Consider the following 18568-nt stretch of genomic DNA (forward strand, 5'->3'; position numbering starts at 1 on the left):
GTAAAATAGAGATATGATTATTTTACAAGCTAATAAAATTGAACGATCTTTTGCTGGTGAGGTTCTTTTTGATAATATTAATCTGCAGGTAGATGAACGAGACCGAATTGCTCTTGTTGGGAAAAATGGTGCAGGTAAGTCTACTCTTTTAAAGATTATGGTTGGAGAAGAGGAGCCAACTAGTGGAGAAATTAATAAGAAAAAAGATATCTCTCTGTCTTACCTAGCCCAAGATAGCCGTTTTGAGTCTGAAAATACCATCTACGATGAAATGCTTCACGTCTTTGATGACTTGCGTCGGACAGAGACACAACTGCGTCAGATGGAGTTGGAGATGGGTGAAAAGTCTGGTGAAGATCTAGATAAACTGATGGCGGATTATGATCGTTTATCAGAGAATTTCCGTCAGGCTGGTGGCTTTACCTACGAAGCTGATATTCGATCGATTTTGAATGGATTCAAGTTTGACGAGTCTATGTGGCAGATGAAAATTGCCGAGCTTTCGGGTGGTCAAAATACCCGTCTGGCACTGGCTAAAATGCTTCTTGAAAAGCCCAATCTCTTAGTCTTGGACGAGCCAACCAACCACTTGGATATTGAAACCATAGCCTGGCTAGAGAGTTACTTGGTGAACTATAGCGGCGCCCTCATTATTGTCAGTCACGACCGTTACTTTTTGGACAAGGTTGCGACTGTTACACTGGATTTGACCAAGCATTCCTTAGATCGTTATGTAGGCAATTACTCTCGCTTTGTTGAGTTAAAGGAGCAAAAGCTAGCTACTGAGGCAAAAAACTATGAAAAGCAACAAAAGGAAATCGCTGCTCTAGAAGACTTTGTCAATCGCAATCTAGTCCGAGCTTCAACGACCAAACGTGCTCAATCTCGCCGTAAACAACTAGAAAAAATGGAGCGTTTGGACAAGCCTGAAGCTGGCAAGAAATCAGCCAATATGACCTTCCAGTCTGAAAAAACGTCAGGAAATGTCGTTTTGACCGTTGAAAATGCGTCTATTGGTTATGATGGGGAAATACTCTCAGAACCTATCAACCTAGACCTTCGTAAGATGAATGCTGTTGCGATTGTCGGACCAAATGGTATTGGCAAATCAACCTTTATCAAGTCAATAGTAGACCAGATCCCTTTTATCAAGGGAGAGAGGCGTTTTGGCGCTAATGTGGATGTTGGTTACTATGACCAAACCCAAAGCAAGCTAACACCAAGTAATACGGTTCTGGATGAACTTTGGAATGATTTTAAACTGACACCAGAAGTTGAAATCCGCAACCGTCTTGGTGCCTTCCTCTTCTCTGGTGATGATGTTAAAAAGTCAGTCGGAATGCTGTCTGGTGGTGAACGAGCTCGTCTGTTGCTTGCCAAACTTTCAATGGAAAACAACAATTTCTTGATTTTGGACGAGCCGACCAACCACTTGGATATTGATAGCAAGGAAGTGTTAGAAAATGCTCTGATTGATTTTGATGGAACCCTTCTTTTTGTCAGCCACGACCGTTACTTTATCAATCGTGTAGCCACTCATGTACTGGAATTGTCTGAGAGTGGTTCAACCCTCTACCTTGGAGATTATGACTACTATGTTGATAAAAAGGCTGAAATAGAAGTCAGTCAGACAGAGGAAGCTTCAATGAGTAATCAAGCAAAAGAAGCAAGTCCATCTAATGACTATCAGGCCCAGAAAGAAAGTCAGAAAGAATCCCGTAAGCTCATGCGCCAAATAGAGAGTTTAGAGGCTGAAATAGAAGAGTTAGAAACTAAAAGCCAAGTCATTTCTGAACAAATGCTGGAAACCAACGATGCTGAAAAGCTCATGGAATTGCAGACTGAACTGGACAAAATCAGCCATCGTCAGGAAGAAGCTATGCTTGAGTGGGAAGGATTATCGGAGCAGGTGTAAGAAATGGAACATCTTGGAAAGGTATTTCGTGAATTTCGAACAAGTGGGAAGTACTCCTTAAAAGAGGCGGCAGGTGAATCATGTTCAACCTCTCAGTTATCTCGCTTCGAGCTTGGGGAGTCTGATCTAGCAGTTTCTCGTTTCTTTGAGATTTTGGACAATATTCATGTGACTATTGAAAATTTCATGGACAAGGCTAGAGATTTTCAAAATCATGAACATGTTGCCTTGATGGCACAGATTATTCCGCTTTACTACTCAAATAATATTGCAGGTTTTCAAAAGCTTCAAAGAGAACAACTTGAAAAGGCTAAGAGTTCGACCAATCCCCTCTATTTTGAGCTGAATTGGATTCTGCTACAAGGTCTGATTTGTCAAAGAGATGCTCATTATACGATGAGTCAGAGTGATTTGGAAAAGGTAGCAGATTATCTTTTTCAAACAGAAGAATGGACCATGTATGAGTTGATTCTTTTCGGTAACCTCTATACTTTCTACAATGTGGACTATGTGGCTCGGATTGGCAGAGAAGTTATGGAGCGAGAAGACTACTACAAGGAAATTGGTCGGCATCGTAAACTTGTTTTGATTTTAGCTCTTAACTGTTACCAGCATTGTTTGGAAAACCGTACCTTTGCGGATGCGGACTATTTTGAGGGCAATGTAGAGAAGTTGATTGGAAATGGTATCAAGCTTTATGAGCGTAATATCTTCCATTATCTCAAAGGTTTTGCCCTCTACCAGAGAGACTTGAAAGAAGAGGGTTGTAGTCAGATGCAGGAGGCTATACATATTTTTGATGTGCTTGGACTTCCTGAGCAAGTGGCTTACTATCAGGAACATTATGAAAAATTTGTAAATGCTTAAATTTCCCAAATAAGGGAAAAATAAAGAAACTCCTTTCAATTTTGATACAATAGTTTCAAAATTTGAGAGGAGCTTTTTATATGAATCGACATGCAATCCAGTTGATTAGTCGTGGTGCTATTAATAAGATAGGAAATATGCTCTATGATTATGGAAACAGTGTTTGGTTGGCATCAATGGGAACGATAGGTCAGACTGTTCTTGGGATTTATCAGATTTCTGAACTCGTCACATCGATTCTGGTCAATCCCTTTGGCGGAGTGATTTCAGACCGCTTTTCGCGTCGCAAAATTTTGATGACGATGGACTTGATTTGTGGCGTTCTTTGCTTAGCTATTTCTTTCATCAGAAATGATAGCTTGATGATTGCTGCCTTGATTTTTGCCAATATTGTTCAGGCGATTGCCTTTGCATTTTCTCGTACAGCCAATAAAGCCATTATAACTGAGGTTGTAGAGAAAGACGAGATTGTGACCTATAATGCTCGCTTAGAGCTCGTTTTGCAAGTTGTAGGTGTTAGCTCCCCTGTACTTTCTTTCCTCGTTTTACAATTTGCCAGTCTCCATATGACGCTCGTTTTAGATGCCATTAGTTTTTTCATCGCATTTACCTTAGTAGCTTTCCTCCCCAAAAAAGAGATTCAGGAACAAGAGAAAAAGACTTTCAGCTGGAAAAATATTTTTTCTGATATGAAGGAAGGACTGGGCTATATTTGGCGCCAGCAAGAGATCTTTTTCCTTTTGTTAGTAGCTTCCAGTGTTAATTTCTTTTTTGCAGCTTTTGAATTTCTTCTCCCTTTTTCAAATCATCTATACGGGGTAGAAGGAGCTTATGCAAGTATTTTGACTATGGGAGCTATTGGTTCGATTATCGGAGCTCTTCTAGCTAGTAGAATAAAGGCAAGTGTTTATAATCTTTTGATTCTATTGGCTTTGACTGGAGTTGGAGTTTTTATGATGGGGTTACCACTGCCAACTTTTCTTTCCTTTTCTGGAAATTTAGTTTGTGAACTGTTTATGACGATTTTTAATATTCACTTTTTTACTCAGGTGCAAACCAAGGTTGAGGGGGAATACTTGGGAAGAGTACTAAGCACCATTTTTACCTTAGCCATCCTATTTATGCCGATTGCAAAAGGCTTTATGACGGTGCTACCAAGTGTCCATCTCTCTTCTTTTCTGATAATTGGAAGTGGGGTTATCATCCTGTCTTGTTTCTCCCTCATTTACGTGCGAAGTCATTTTAAAAAAGAGTTATAATTTCTTTTTTTAGAAAATATTTCACTACGAATCATTTTTCAGCCCTTCTCTATTGTGAGGAGGGCTTGCTTTGTGGTAAAATGGGATTATGAATGAAAGAATGAATGAGTTAGTTGCCTTACTTAACCGCTATGCGACCGAGTACTATACGAGTGACAATCCCTCGGTTTCAGATAGCGAGTATGATCGCCTCTACCGAGAGTTGGTCGAATTGGAAGCTGCCTATCCAGATCAAGTTTTAGCGGACAGTCCGACCCATCGTGTTGGTGGTAAGGTTTTAGATGGTTTTGAAAAATACAGTCATCAGTATCCTCTATACAGTTTGCAGGATGCTTTTTCACGTGAAGAGTTAGAAGCTTTTGATGCGCGTGTTCGAAAGGAATTACCCCATCCAATCTATATCTGCGAGCTGAAAATCGATGGTTTGTCTATCTCGCTTACGTATGAAAAGGGGATTTTGGTTGTCGGTGCGACACGTGGGGATGGTTCTGTTGGTGAAAATATCACAGAGAACCTCAAGCGTGTCAAGGACATTCCTTTGACCTTGCCAGAAGAACTTGATATCACTGTTCGTGGAGAGTGTTACATGCCACGCGCTTCATTTGACCAGGTCAACCAAGCTCGCCAAGAAAATGGAGAGCCTGAATTTGCTAATCCTCGTAACGCAGCTGCAGGAACCCTCCGTCAGCTGGATACAGCAGTAGTGGCCAAACGCAATCTTGCGACTTTCCTCTATCAAGAAGCCAGCCCTTCTACTCGTGATAGTCAAGAAAAAGTCTTGGAGCATCTTGAACAGCTTGGTTTTGTAGTTAATCCTAAACGAATATTGGCTAAAAGTATAGATGAGATATGGGATTTCATCCAAGAAGTAGGACAAGAACGGGAGAAACTTCCTTACGATATTGATGGAGTGGTAATCAAGGTCAACGACCTAGCAGGTCAAGAAGAACTCGGCTTTACTGTTAAAGCGCCCAAGTGGGCAATCGCCTATAAATTTCCCGCTGAAGAAAAAGAAGCCCAGCTCCTTTCAGTTGACTGGACAGTAGGTCGTACGGGTGTTGTGACTCCGACTGCCAATCTAACACCCGTTCAGCTTGCTGGGACAACTGTTAGCCGTGCAACCTTGCATAATGTAGATTATATCGCTGAAAAGGATATCCGCAAAGATGATACGGTTATCGTTTATAAGGCTGGAGATATCATCCCTGCTGTTCTGCGTGTGGTAGAGTCTAAACGTGTTTCTGAAGAAAAACTAGATATTCCGACTAACTGTCCGAGCTGTGACAGTCAGTTGCTTCATTTTGAAGATGAAGTGGCTCTTCGTTGTATCAATCCACGATGTCCTGCCCAAATCATGGAAGGTTTGATTCACTTTGCCTCTCGAGACGCCATGAATATTACGGGGCTTGGACCATCTATTGTTGAAAAGCTTTTTGCCGCCAATCTAGTTAATGATGTGGCAGATATTTACCGTTTGAAAGAAGATGATTTCCTCCTTTTAGAAGGTGTCAAGGAAAAGTCTGCTTCTAAACTGTATCAGGCTATTCAAGCATCCAAGGAAAACTCTGCTGAAAAGCTCTTGTTTGGTCTGGGAATTCGCCATGTTGGAAGCAAGGCTAGTCAGCTCTTGCTCCAACATTTCCACTCTATTGAAAATCTAGCCCAAGCTGATCCTGAGGAAGTAGCAAGTATCGAGAGCTTGGGTAGTGTGATTGCACAAAGCCTTCAGACTTATTTTGCTACAGAAGGATCAAAGATTCTCTTAGACGAGTTGAAAGAAGCTGGTGTAAATCTGGACTACAAAGGGCAGACAGTAGTGGCAGATGCAGCCTTGTCAGGTTTGACCGTTGTACTCACGGGGAAATTGGAACGTCTCACGCGCTCAGAAGCCAAAAGCAAACTCGAAAGCCTTGGTGCCAAAGTTACAGGCAGTGTTTCTAAGAAAACGAATCTTGTCGTAGCAGGAGCAGATGCAGGAAGCAAGCTCCAAAAAGCACAAGAACTTGGTATCGAGGTTCGTGATGAAGCTTGGCTAGAAAGTTTGTAAAGAATAGTTGAAAACTAGATGTTAGATAGTCTGAAATTATCTCTCCTGATGTGTTTTTATATCTATTAGAACTATTCTCTATTGTGCTGAAATTCCCGTTAAATTCTTCAGCATAACTTAAAAATTAAAATTAGGAATTAGGAAAAGAAATGTATAGATACCCAGTAGTCATCCATTTTCACCGAAAGAATGGGGATTATGATGCTTGTTCATTCAGTAGAAAACAAGCAGATGTTAAAGAAAATTTGTATTATGAAAATGATTATTTTGGAGCAAAATTTTCCTTTACAGTCACAAGTGAAGAAAGACTCGATACTTTAACCTTTTCTGTCGAAATAGATGGAAAGACAAAAGACTATCTCCTACGGTTTAACTATTATCCACTGTTGACTGAGGTTTGGATATTAGATGGTGATGAGACGGTTTATTATTCTGAAAATCCAGCCATTGCAAGTCCTTGCTATAAAGATCGAAACCCGTTTGCTTTTGATAAAGCCTTTCACAGTGAAAGTTTTGATCATCATTGGGGATACCAAGGAGAGTTGGGTTATAGTATCTCAGACTACCAGACAAGCTTTAAACTCTGGGCTCCAACAGCTACAGCAGTCCAAGTGGTCGTTTATGAAAATACAAGTAACGACGCGCCGATTTGGAAAACCTTTAATCTAAAGCGAGGGAATAGCTATTCATACAGTCATAAGTACAATACCATTGGTGTTTGGAGTGTAGACCTGGATGAAAATCTTGCAGGTAAAGCTTATCACTATCAGATTGAGTTTCCGCACCACCAGACCTTGACACGAGACCCATACACTATCGCTACAAGTCCTGATGGAAAACGTTCTGTCATCCTATCTCAGCAAGATAGACAGGTAGAAGTTTTTAAAGTCAAACATGGGACAGATGCTCCTTGGCGTTTGGAAAACCCATGTAAAGCCGTTATCTGCGAGATGCACATTCGTGATTTTACAAAATCACCGACATCTGGAGTTCCAGAAAACCTTCGAGGGACCTTCCTTGGGGCTGCCCAGACTGGAACGGTTAACCAGTATGGTCAAGCAACAGCCTTTGACTATATCAAAGAACTCGGCTGTAATTATGTTCAGCTCCAACCAATCTTTGATCGCCATAAGGAATATGACGAGGATGGAAATGTAACCTATAACTGGGGTTATGACCCCCAAAACTACAATGCGCCAGAACCAAGTTTCTCTAGCAATTCAGATGATCCAGGACAGGTTATTCGAGACCTCAAGACCATGATTCAGGCATATCATGATGCGGGAATCGGTGTCATTATGGATGTCGTTTACAACCATACCTTCTCAACGGTTGATGCACCTTTCCAAACAACTGTTCCTGATTATTACTATCGTATGAATCCAGATGGAACCTTCCAAAACGGCACAGGTGTAGGAAATGAAACCGCAAGCGAACACGAAATGTACCGCAAGTATATGATTGACTCACTCCTTTATTGGGTAAAAGAATACAATATTGACGGTTTCCGTTTTGACTTGATGGGAATTCACGATATCAAAACCATGCAGGCAATTCGTTGGGCACTGGATGAAGTTGATCCTCGTATTATCACTTATGGAGAAGGTTGGAATATGGGGACCGGTCTTGCACCTTATGACAAGGCCAAGAAGGACAATGCCTACCAGATGCCAAATATTGGATTCTTCAATGATGATCAGCGTGATGCCATCAAAGGAGGAGAAGTTTATGGCTCAATCAAGGCAGGATTTGTTAGTGGTGCAGCTACAGAACCGATTGTAGCCAAAGCTATTCTTGGTAGCCGAGAGTTGGGTTCATATCTTAGTCCAAACCAAGTTCTTAACTACGTGGAAGCCCATGATAATTACAACTTGCATGATTTGTTAGTAACCCTTCATCCAGATCACAGTTCAGATAAGATTATGCGTCAGGTTGAGACAGCAACAGCGATGAGCATTCTTATGCAAGGTATGTCCTTTATAGAGCTGGGTCAAGAATTTGGACGCACCAAACTCCTTGCTACTGGAGAAAATGGCGAGCTGACTGCGGCAGATAGAGAACGTGCCATGAATAGTTACAATGCTCCAGATAGTGTCAACCAGGTCAACTGGGATTTAATCAATGAGAGACAAGAGAGCATTGACTTCATTCGCCAGATTATTCGCCTAAAAACACAAACGCGTGCTTTCTCTTATCCTACATACGAAGAAGTTTATCGTCATGTCTTTGTCCATACAGCTGCTGAAAATAGTGGGTGGATTGTTTACGAAATTCACGGTGAATCAAAGCACTTATTGGTTGTATTCAATGCTAAAGGAACTTCCTTCTACTTTGAAAATGCCGGAAATCTTGAAATGCTGGTATCCAATAGTCGTTCTAAAGAGTCTAATGTGATTGATGATATCAGCGTTGCAGTCTTGCAGGTACTTTCATAGTAAATGCAGCAAAAAGGTTTAGTTAAAACTAGACCTTTTTTGATTTTTATTGAAAAACCAATATCTAATAGGAATAAATTTCAAATAATTTGAAGAATCAAGTTTGTGAAAAAAATATCAATATTTTCACAAAAGGGGTTGTAATTTTCTGAAAATTTGATAAAATAAGTTTTAATCATTTTCAGGAGGAAGAGAATTTGACAAATTATCAGAATTTAGTGAATGGAAAATGGAAATCATCAGAGAATGAAATTGCCATCTATTCTCCCATCAATCAGGAAAAGCTGGGTACAGTACCTGCTATGAGTCAGGCTGAAGTAGATGAGGCGATGAAAGCTGCGCGTGCAGCTCTCCCAGCATGGCGTGATTTAGCACCAGTTGAGCGTGCAGCATATTTGCATAAGACAGCAGACATTTTGGAACGTGACAAAGAAAAAATTGGTACCATTCTTGCTAAAGAGGTTGCAAAAGGGATTAAAGCAGCCATTGGAGAAGTAGTACGTACAGCAGAATTGATTCGTTTTGCTGCCGAGGAAGGTCTCCGTATCACTGGACAAGCAATGGAAGGTGGCGGTTTTGAAGCTGCAAGTAAAAATAAACTAGCCGTTGTCCGTCGTGAACCAGTTGGTGTCGTTTTAGCTATTGCACCATTTAACTATCCAGTCAACCTTTCTGGATCTAAGATTGCTCCGGCTTTGATTGCAGGAAATGTCGTTATGTTCAAACCCCCAACACAAGGATCTATTTCTGGTCTCTTGTTGGCTAAAGCATTTGACGAAGCAGGAATCCCAGCAGGTGTCTTTAACACCATCACTGGACGTGGTTCTGAAATCGGAGACTACATCATCGAACACAAGGAAGTGAACTTCATTAACTTTACAGGTTCAACACCGATTGGGGAGCGTATTGGTCGTTTAGCTGGTATGCGCCCAATTATGCTTGAACTTGGTGGAAAAGACGCAGCAATTGTTTTAGAAGATGCAGATTTAGAAAATGCAGCTAAGCAGATCGTAGGTGGTGCTTTTAGCTACTCTGGTCAGCGTTGTACTGCTATCAAACGTGTTTTGGTTGTGGAAAGCGTAGCAGACAGATTGGCTGAATTGCTCCAAGCTGAAGTTGCTAAGTTAACAGTCGGTGATCCATTTGACAATGCAGATATCACACCTGTTATTGATAATGCTTCAGCTGATTTCATCTGGGGATTGATTGAAGATGCTCAGGAAAAAGGAGCTAAAGCGCTCAGCCCAATCAAACGTGAGAATAATCTCATTTGGCCAGGACTTTTTGATTATGTCACAAGAGATATGAAATTAGCCTGGGAAGAACCATTTGGACCTGTTCTCCCAATTATTCGAGTTTCAGATGCTAATGAAGCGGTAGAAATTGCTAATGAATCAGAATTCGGTCTTCAATCTTCAGTCTTTACAAATGACTTTAAGAAGGCATTTGAAATTGCTGAAAAACTTGAAGTTGGAACCGTTCATATTAATAATAAAACACAACGTGGACCAGATAATTTCCCATTCCTTGGTGTAAAAGGTTCTGGTGCAGGAGTTCAAGGAATTAAATATAGTATCGAAGCGATGACAAATGTCAAATCCATTGTTTTTGATGTGAAATAATTTATAAAATCAGGAAAATAACTTCCTGGTTTTATTTTTTTTTAAAAAATACAGTAGAAAATTGATAAAAAGCGAATATTCTGGTATTATAATAAAAAAATATATGGAAATTGTTTCGTGTTCTATTTTCTGGATATCTTTTTTAAAATGCTAGGTAATTTTTTGAAGACTTTCATAAAAAAATATGATTTCCTTCGTAAATTACTTGAAAGTTATCTTAAAAGATTGTATAATAGAATTATAGAAAACGCTTACAAAAGAAAGGGGATTGAATGAATAATCAAGAAGCATTAAGAACCTTTACTACAGGTGAGAACTTTCACCTCCAGCATTATTTAGGAGCGCATAGAGAGGAGAAAAACGGAGAAATAGGCTATACCTTTAGGGTTTGGGCCCCGAATGCACAAGCAGTTCATCTAGTTGGTGATTTTACTGATTGGGTTGAGAATCAGATTCCCATGGTTCGTAATGAAGCAGGTGTTTGGGAAGTCTTTACGAGTCAAGCTCAGGAAGGTCAGATTTATAAATATCATATCACGCGTGCAAATGGTCACCAGATTATGAAGATTGATCCTTTGGCAGTTTATTTTGAAGCTAGACCGGGTACAGGAGCTGTTTTGACTAATATCCGTGAAAAGAAATGGAAAGATGGCCTTTGGTTAGCACGTCGCAAACGTCTGGGATTTTTCGAGAGACCAGTTAATATATATGAAGCCCATGCAGGATCTTGGAAGAGAAATCCAGATGGTAGTCCCTATACTTTTTCGCAACTGAAAGACGAGTTGATTCCATACTTAGTTGAGATGAACTATACACATATTGAGTTCATGCCTTTAATGGCTCACCCACTTGGATTGAGCTGGGGCTATCAACTTATGGGTTACTTTGCTTTTGAACATTCCTATGGCAGACCTGAGGAATTCCAAGATTTCGTTGAAGAGTGTCATATAAATAACATTGGTGTTATCGTAGACTGGGTTCCAGGTCATTTCACTATTAATGATGATGCCTTGGCATATTATGACGGTACACCAACTTTTGAATACCAAGATCACAACAAGGCTCATAACTATGGTTGGGGTGCTCTGAATTTTGACCTCGGGAAAAATGAGGTCCAATCTTTCTTGATTTCAAGTATTAAATTCTGGATTGATTTTTACCACTTAGATGGTATTCGGGTCGATGCAGTGAGCAATATGCTGTATCTAGATTATGATAATGCTCCTTGGACTCCAAACAAAGATGGTGGAAACCTTAACTACGAGGGTTATTATTTCCTTCAACGGTTAAACACAGTGATTAAGTTAGCTCATCCAGACATCATGATGATTGCAGAAGAAAGTTCATCAGCGACAAAGATTACTGGTATGAAAGAAATGGGTGGCCTTGGATTTGACTATAAATGGAATATGGGCTGGATGAACGACATTCTCCGTTTCTACGAGGAAGATCCGATTTATCGCAAGTATGACTTTAATCTTGTGACTTTCAGCTTTATGTATGTTTTCAATGAAAACTATCTCCTACCTTTCTCACACGATGAAGTTGTTCATGGCAAAAAGAGTATGATGCATAAGATGTGGGGAGATCGCTACAATCAGTTCGCTGGTCTGCGCAACCTCTACACCTATCAAATTTGTCATCCAGGCAAGAAACTCTTGTTCATGGGTAGTGAGTACGGACAATTCCTCGAGTGGAAGTCCGAGGAGCAGTTGGAGTGGTCTAATCTAGAAGATCCGATGAATGCCAAGATGAAGCATTTTACTTCTCAACTCAATCAATTCTATAAAGACCATCGTTGTCTGTGGGAAATTGATACTAGTTATGATGGTATCGAGATTATCGATGCTGATAATAGAGATCAGAGCGTCCTCTCCTTTATTCGTAAGGGCAAGAAGGACGAAATGTTAGTCTGTGTCTTTAATATGGCACCAGTTGAACGTAAGGACTTTACGATTGGTTTACCTGTTGCAGGTATTTACGAAGAAGTTTGGAATACAGAATTAGAAGAATGGGGAGGTGTGTGGAAAGAGCACAATCAAACAGTTCAGACTCAAGAAAGCTTATGGAAAGATTATGAGCAGACCTTGACCTTCACCTTGCCTGCCATGGGAGCAAGCATCTGGAAAATCAAGCGTCGTTTGAAACCAACTAAGAAAAAAGAATAATGAGCTGTTGATTACAATTTTTTAGAATTTAAAACCGGATGTACTTGTATTGGACTTGAAACACAAGAAAAATGGACTTCCTATTATTTTTATAAAAAAGTTTGACTTCCGACCTTCTTACGATTTTAACGTTCACATGTCTATAAAAAGGAGTAGAAAATGAAGAATGAAATGCTAGCTTTGATCCTTGCGGGTGGGCAAGGAACACGTCTCGGAAAACTCACTCAAAGCATTGCCAAACCAGCGGTGCAATTCGGTGGGCGCTACCGTATCATTGACTTTGCGCTTTCAAACTGTGCTAACTCTGGAATCCATAATGTTGGTGTGATTACGCAATACCAACCTCTCGCTTTGAACAACCATATCGGAAATGGTTCTAGCTGGGGATTGGATGGTATCGGTTCAGGTGTCTCTATTTTACAACCTTATTCAGCCAGCGAAGGAAACCGTTGGTTTGAAGGGACCAGTCACGCTATCTACCAAAACATCGACTACATCGACAGTGTTAATCCTGAATATGTTTTGATCCTTTCAGGTGACCATATCTACAAGATGGATTATGATGATATGCTCCAATCTCATAAGGATAACAATGCCAGTTTGACAGTAGCTGTCTTAGACGTACCTCTCAAAGAAGCTAGCCGTTTTGGTATCATGAATACAGATGCCAATAATCGTATCGTTGAATTCGAAGAAAAACCTGCTCAACCTAAGTCTACAAAGGCTTCTATGGGAATTTATATCTTTGACTGGAAACGACTTCGCAATATGCTTGTTGCTGCTGAAAAGAGCAATGTGGATATGTCAGACTTTGGTAAGAACGTTATCCCTAACTATCTCGAGTCTGGTGAAAGTGTCTATGCTTATGAATTTAATGGCTACTGGAAAGACGTTGGTACGATTGAGTCGCTTTGGGAAGCCAATATGGAGTACATTTCGCCAGAAAATGCTTTGGATAGCCGTAATCGTCAGTGGAAAATTTACTCAAGAAACTTGATTTCACCACCAAACTACTTTGGTGCGCATGCACACGTTGAAGATTCATTGGTCGTGGATGGATGTTTTGTAGATGGAACTGTTAAACGTTCGATTCTTTCAACAGAAGCACAAGTACGTGAAGGTGCCGAGGTTGTTGATTCTGTCATCATGAGTGGAGCTATCATTGGCCATGGAGCAAAGATTACTCGTGCTATTATTGGTGAGGGTGCCATTATTGCAGACGGAGTAGAGATTGACGGAACGGATGAAGTACAAGTAGTAGGATACAATGAAGTAGTGGGGGTAGCAACAGATGAAGATTGATAAATATTCAGCCATTTTAGGAAACACAGTTGGTTTTCATGATATGTCAACGTTAACAGAACACCGTCCGGTAGCTAGCTTGCCTTTCGGTGGGAAATACCGTTTGATTGACTTCCCCCTTTCCAGTCTTGCAAATGCAGGTGTTCGTAGTATCTTTGGTATTTTCCAACAAGATAATATCAGCTCAGTTTTCGACCATATCCGTTCAGGTCGTGAGTGGGGATTGTCAACCCTTCTAAGTCACTACTATCTAGGAATTTACAATACTCGTGTTGAAAGCAGTACAGTTGGAAAAGAGTATTACCAACAGCTTCTCACCTACTTGAGACGTTCAGGTTCAAACCAAACCGTTTCGATTAACTGCGATGTTTTGGTGAATATTGATTTGAATCAAGTCTTTCACCTGCACAATACAACAAAAGGACCGATTACAGTTGTATATAAGAAACTTCCCAAGAAAGACATTTCTGATGTGAATGCTATCTTGGAAATTGATGAAACAGACCATGTTCGTTCGCATAAACTCTTTGATAACAAATCTACAGATGAACTCTTCAATATGTCTACAGATATCTTTGTTGTGGACACTCCTTGGTTGATTGAACGACTTGAAGAAGAGGCTCAGAAAGAATATCCTGAAAAGTTGCGCTATGTTCTTCGCGATTTAGCTGTAAAAGAAGGAGCTTTTGCTTACGAATACACAGGCTACTTAGCAAACATTCATTCTGTTCAGTCTTATTATCAAGCGAACATCGATATGCTTGAATCTAAAAAATTCTACTCACTTTTCTCACCAAATCAAAAGATTTATACAAAAGTTAAGAATGAAGAACCAACCTACTATGCGAATACTTCAAAAGTAAGTACTTCTCAGTTTGCTTCTGGTAGTATCATTGAGGGTGAAGTAGTTCAGTCAGTCCTATCTCGTAACATTTATGTTCACAAGGATAGTGTGGTGAAGGACAGCATTCTATTTCCTCGTGTTGTGATTGGTCAAGGTGCCCAGGTTGAATATGCTATCTTGGATAAGGGAGTTGAGGTTGCGGACGGTGTTGTCATTCGAGGCACAGCAGAGCATCCAGTTGTAGTGAAGAAGGGTGAAACAGTAACAGAGGACATTTATTCATGAAAATTTTATTTGTAGCGGCAGAAGGAGCACCCTTTTCAAAAACAGGTGGTTTGGGCGATGTCATTGGCGCACTTCCCAAATCACTTGTAAAAGCGGGGCACGAAGTTGCAGTTTTCTTGCCTTATTATGATATGGTAGAAGCTAAGTTCGGAGACCAGATAGAGGATGTTCATCACTTTGAAGTTAGTGTAGGATGGCGTAGACAGTACTGTGGTATTAAAAAAACTGTCTTGAATGGTGTAACCTTCTACTTCATTGATAATCAGTATTATTTCTTCCGTGGTCATGTGTATGGTGATTTTGACGACGGTGAACGCTTCGCCTTTTTCCAACTGGCTGCTCTTGAAGCCATGGAACGCATCGGCTTTATCCCTGACCTTCTCCATGTTCATGATTACCACACAGCCATGATTCCCTTCTTGTTAAAAGAAAAATACCATTGGATTCAGGCATATCAAGGTATCAGAACAGTTTTAACCATTCACAATTTGGAATTTCAAGGTCAATTTTCTGAAGGAATGTTGTGGGATTTATTCGGTGTTGGGTTTGAACGCTATGCTGATGGGACCCTTCGCTGGAATGATTGTCTCAACTGGATGAAAGCGGGGATTCTCTACGCGGATCGTGTCTCAACCGTTTCCCCTAGCTATGCGAACGAGATTATGACCAGTCAGTTTGGTTGCGGTTTGGACCAGATTCTTCGGATGGAGTCAGGTAAGGTTTCAGGTATTGTCAATGGTATTGACGCAGATCTTTATAATCCTCAAACAGACCCACTTTTAGACTATCATTTTGATAAGGAAGATTTGTCTGGAAAAGCTCAAAACAAAGCAAAATTGCAAGAGAGAGTTGGGTTACCTGTGCGAGCAGATGTTCCGCTAGTTGGGATTGTCTCTCGATTGACACGCCAAAAAGGTTTTGATGTTGTTGTAGAAAGCTTGCATCGTTTCTTACAGGAGGACGTTCAAATAGTCCTTTTAGGAACAGGTGACCCGGCTTTTGAACATTCCTTCTCCTGGTTTGCGCAAGTTTATCCTGACAAGCTATCAGCAAATATCACTTTTGACGTCAAACTTGCTCAAGAAATCTACGCAGCTTGTGATCTCTTCCTCATGCCAAGTCGTTTTGAACCATGTGGCTTGTCTCAAATGATGGCGATGCGCTATGGAACTCTACCATTGGTTCATGAAGTGGGTGGCTTGCGTGATACGGTTCAATCTTTCAATCCAATCGAAGGAACTGGAACTGGATTTAGCTTTGACAATTTAACACCATACTGGCTTAACTGGAGTTTCCAAACAGCCTTGGATGTTTATAAGAATCAGCCGGACGTTTGGAGAAATCTACAAAGGCAAGCTATGGAATGTGATTTCTCATGGGATACAGCCTGCAAATCTTACCTGGACTTGTACCATAGTTTAGTCAACTAATAGATAAAATCGTATGATTCTTTCATACGATTTTTGGGCTGTTTAGAAAGGAAAGCTTATGTCTCAAGTAAAAGGCTTGTGTGTCATGGACGTTGACAGCACCCTGATAGCAGAAGAGGTGATTGATCTTTTAGGAAGAGAAGCAGGTTGCGAAGAAGAAATATCGCAGATTACAAGCCAGGCAATGCGAGGTGAACTAGACTTTGAAACAAGTTTACGAGCGAGGGTAGCTTTGTTAAAAGGCCTTCCGGTTTCGGTCTTTGATTCAGTCTTCAAATCCATTCATCTGTCCAAGAATGCTCAAGAATTTATCTCCATACTTCAAAAGAAGGGCATTCTAGTCGGTCTAGTGTCTGGTGGATTTACACCAATAGTTGAGAGATTAGCAGAATCCCTTGGTATCTCCTATTTCTCCGCCAACCAGTTGGAAGTCAAAGACGGATTTTTAACAGGTAAATTAGTTGGTGAAATTGTGACAGGTCAAGTAAAACAAGTTACTCTTGAGAAATGGAGAAAGGAATTAGAACTGCCCAAAGAAAGAACGTTTGCTATCGGTGATGGTGCCAATGACCTCTTGATGTTAAAGTCAGCAGGATGCGGTATAGCCTTTTGTTCCAAAGAGGTCGTAAAAACAGAGATAGCTTGTCATGTAGATACGAGGGATTTTTTAGAAGTTCTACCTTTGATTGATTTCTTAGAATGAGAGGGAACTATGAAAATTGTAATTGCACCCGATTCTTTTAAAGAGAGTTTGACGGCAGAAGAGGTCGCTCAAGCTATAGAAAGGGGCTTCCAAAAATCGATAGCAGATGTAGAATGTCTGCTTTGCCCTGTAGGTGATGGTGGGGAAGGAACTGTAGATGCTATTCGACATTCTCTTGACCTAGAAGAAAAATGGCAAGAGGTGACTGGACCTTTTGGCCAAAAAGAATCCATGCGCTACTTTCAAAAAGGTCAAATAGCGCTCTTTGAAGTTGCTGACTTGGTTGGTCTTGGGAAGATTCCGCAGGAGAAACGAAACCCTCTCCATATCCAAACCAGAGGTATCGGAGAGTTGATTCGCCATCTCGTTGATCAAGGGATGAAAGAAATCTATATCGGAGTTGGTGGTACGGCTAGTAATGACGGTGGGATAGGCATTGCTGCTGGTTTAGGTTATCGTTTTTATGATAAGAATGGAAAAGAATTGCCAGCTTGCGGTCAGACTTTGCTTGAGTTTGAGTCAGTTTCAAATAGCAAGTTGTATAGAATTCCTGAAGATGTAAAAATTCGCATTTTAGCAGATGTCGTGAGCCCTTTATGTGGTCTTCAAGGAGCGACCTATACATTTGGAAAACAAAAGGGCTTGGATCCTGCTTTGTTTGAGACAGAAGATTTGGCTATACAGCGGTTCTATGAAAAATTTTCACCATCAACCCTCTCTCTTAAAGGAGCAGGAGCCGGCGGTGGGATTGCGGCTGGACTCTGTGCCTTTGCTGAGGCCACTATCGTATCTGGGATTGACACTTGCTTAGATTTGATTGACTTTGACAAGAAAGTTGAAGATGCTGATTTGGTTATCGTTGGAGAAGGCAGACTGGACAGTCAAAGCTTTGTTGGAAAAGCTCCTATTGGTGTAGCAAAAAGAACTCCTAAGGGAGTTCCAGTTATCGCTATTTGTGGTAGTCTTTCCGAGGATTTACCTTCCCTACCATTCGAAAATATACAAGCAGCCTTTTCTATTTTAGAAAAAAGTGAACCTTTGGAAGACAGTCTGAAAAATGCAAGTCTCTATTTGGAGCACACAGCAGCTAATATTGGTCGTTTATTAAATATGAGAAATCATTAACCAAACCATTTTTTCCAGATGGATTTTTTAGGTGGCTCTACCTTTTTCTCTTCCCAGAGGCTTGAGAATGCAAATCTAAGGTCCTTTTCGTCTACTTGAACAGGTTCATTTGTATGAATGACAAGACCAAAAGGAGAGGTGATATGATCATCTGAAACAATAGTCGCCTGACAGTTGCTTTCCTTTGCTTGTTTTAAGTAAAAGACCTGTTTGTCAAACTCGATATTTGGTGAAATCTTCACAAAAAGTGCCTCAACCTTTTCTTGAAAACCCTCTAAAATAGAGAAAAATCCATGTTCTAATTCAGGACTATTGGCAGTATTAATATCAGCGTAGCCAAGAACTCTTTCCTCAAAAGTGCCGAGATAGCGGCGTTGTTCGTCAGGGTTTAATTTCGGCCCACCATGAGCTTTTTCTAGTAGTTGTTTTGATAAATCTGTCATAAAAACAGTATATCACAAAAATCGCAAGAAAACAGACAAAAGAAAGCGATTACTTTATAAAGTTAAGGAAAATTTGCACAAAGATAACGTTTTTTCTTGAAAAACGCTTATTTTTAAGGTATC

13 protein-coding genes are annotated in these 18568 nt (G+C 40.5%); 12 read left to right on the top strand and 1 reads right to left on the bottom strand.

Annotation, left to right across the window (positions count from 1 at the left end; translation table 11 throughout):
* Nucleotides 1–13 precede the first annotated feature (13 nt).
* From MP387_RS04365 to MP387_RS04420, 12 genes are all read left to right on the top strand, one after another.
* Nucleotides 14–1915: an ABC-F family ATP-binding cassette domain-containing protein gene (locus MP387_RS04365; protein WP_242747953.1), complete on the top strand. Its 1902-nt coding sequence runs from the start codon at nt 14–16 to the stop codon at nt 1913–1915.
* Between the two features lie 3 nt (nt 1916–1918).
* Nucleotides 1919–2782, top strand: a complete 864-nt coding sequence (locus tag MP387_RS04370; RefSeq protein WP_242747955.1) for an Rgg family transcriptional regulator — start codon at nt 1919–1921, stop codon at nt 2780–2782.
* 80 nt (nt 2783–2862) lie between these two features.
* Nucleotides 2863–4041 (top strand): MFS transporter, encoded by a 1179-nt coding sequence (locus MP387_RS04375; RefSeq protein WP_242747957.1) that lies wholly within the window; start codon nt 2863–2865, stop codon nt 4039–4041.
* An 88-nt stretch (nt 4042–4129) separates the two neighbouring features.
* Entirely contained in the window at nt 4130–6088 is a 1959-nt protein-coding gene (gene ligA / locus MP387_RS04380) for an NAD-dependent DNA ligase LigA (protein WP_242747959.1), read from the top strand.
* Nucleotides 6089–6237: 149 nt separating this feature from the next.
* Nucleotides 6238–8523 carry a type I pullulanase gene (gene pulA, locus MP387_RS04385; RefSeq protein WP_242747961.1) on the top strand — a complete coding sequence of 762 codons (2286 nt, stop codon included), beginning with the start codon at nt 6238–6240 and terminating at the stop codon, nt 8521–8523.
* Between the two features lie 197 nt (nt 8524–8720).
* Nucleotides 8721–10145 (top strand): NADP-dependent glyceraldehyde-3-phosphate dehydrogenase, encoded by a 1425-nt coding sequence (locus tag MP387_RS04390; protein ID WP_242747963.1) that lies wholly within the window; start codon nt 8721–8723, stop codon nt 10143–10145.
* A gap of 272 nt (nt 10146–10417) precedes the next feature.
* Nucleotides 10418–12313, top strand: coding sequence for a 1,4-alpha-glucan branching protein GlgB (gene glgB, locus MP387_RS04395; RefSeq protein ID WP_242747965.1), 1896 nt, complete (start codon nt 10418–10420; stop codon nt 12311–12313).
* Nucleotides 12314–12472: 159 nt separating this feature from the next.
* Nucleotides 12473–13615, top strand: coding sequence for a glucose-1-phosphate adenylyltransferase (locus tag MP387_RS04400; RefSeq protein ID WP_071851028.1), 1143 nt, complete (start codon nt 12473–12475; stop codon nt 13613–13615).
* Nucleotides 13605–14744 carry a glucose-1-phosphate adenylyltransferase subunit GlgD gene (gene glgD / locus MP387_RS04405; protein WP_000687052.1) on the top strand — a complete coding sequence of 380 codons (1140 nt, stop codon included), beginning with the start codon at nt 13605–13607 and terminating at the stop codon, nt 14742–14744. Before MP387_RS04400 ends, glgD begins: the two co-directional genes overlap by 11 nt.
* Nucleotides 14741–16174 (top strand): glycogen synthase GlgA, encoded by a 1434-nt coding sequence (gene glgA, locus MP387_RS04410; RefSeq protein WP_242747967.1) that lies wholly within the window; start codon nt 14741–14743, stop codon nt 16172–16174. The genes glgD and glgA overlap by 4 nt, the downstream gene beginning before the upstream one ends.
* A gap of 58 nt (nt 16175–16232) precedes the next feature.
* Entirely contained in the window at nt 16233–16877 is a 645-nt protein-coding gene (gene serB, locus MP387_RS04415; protein ID WP_242747969.1) for a phosphoserine phosphatase SerB, read from the top strand.
* A 9-nt stretch (nt 16878–16886) separates the two neighbouring features.
* Nucleotides 16887–18002, top strand: a complete 1116-nt coding sequence (locus tag MP387_RS04420) for a glycerate kinase (protein ID WP_242747971.1) — start codon at nt 16887–16889, stop codon at nt 18000–18002.
* Here MP387_RS04420 and MP387_RS04425 read toward each other — a convergent pair.
* Complete coding sequence (locus MP387_RS04425; protein ID WP_242747973.1) at nt 17999–18445, bottom strand: DUF1694 domain-containing protein; 447 nt, start codon at nt 18443–18445, stop codon at nt 17999–18001. The genes MP387_RS04420 and MP387_RS04425 overlap by 4 nt on opposite strands.
* Nucleotides 18446–18568: the final 123 nt, after the last annotated feature.

This window comes from Streptococcus oralis, assembly GCF_022749195.1.
Classification (GTDB): domain Bacteria; phylum Bacillota; class Bacilli; order Lactobacillales; family Streptococcaceae; genus Streptococcus; species Streptococcus oralis_CI.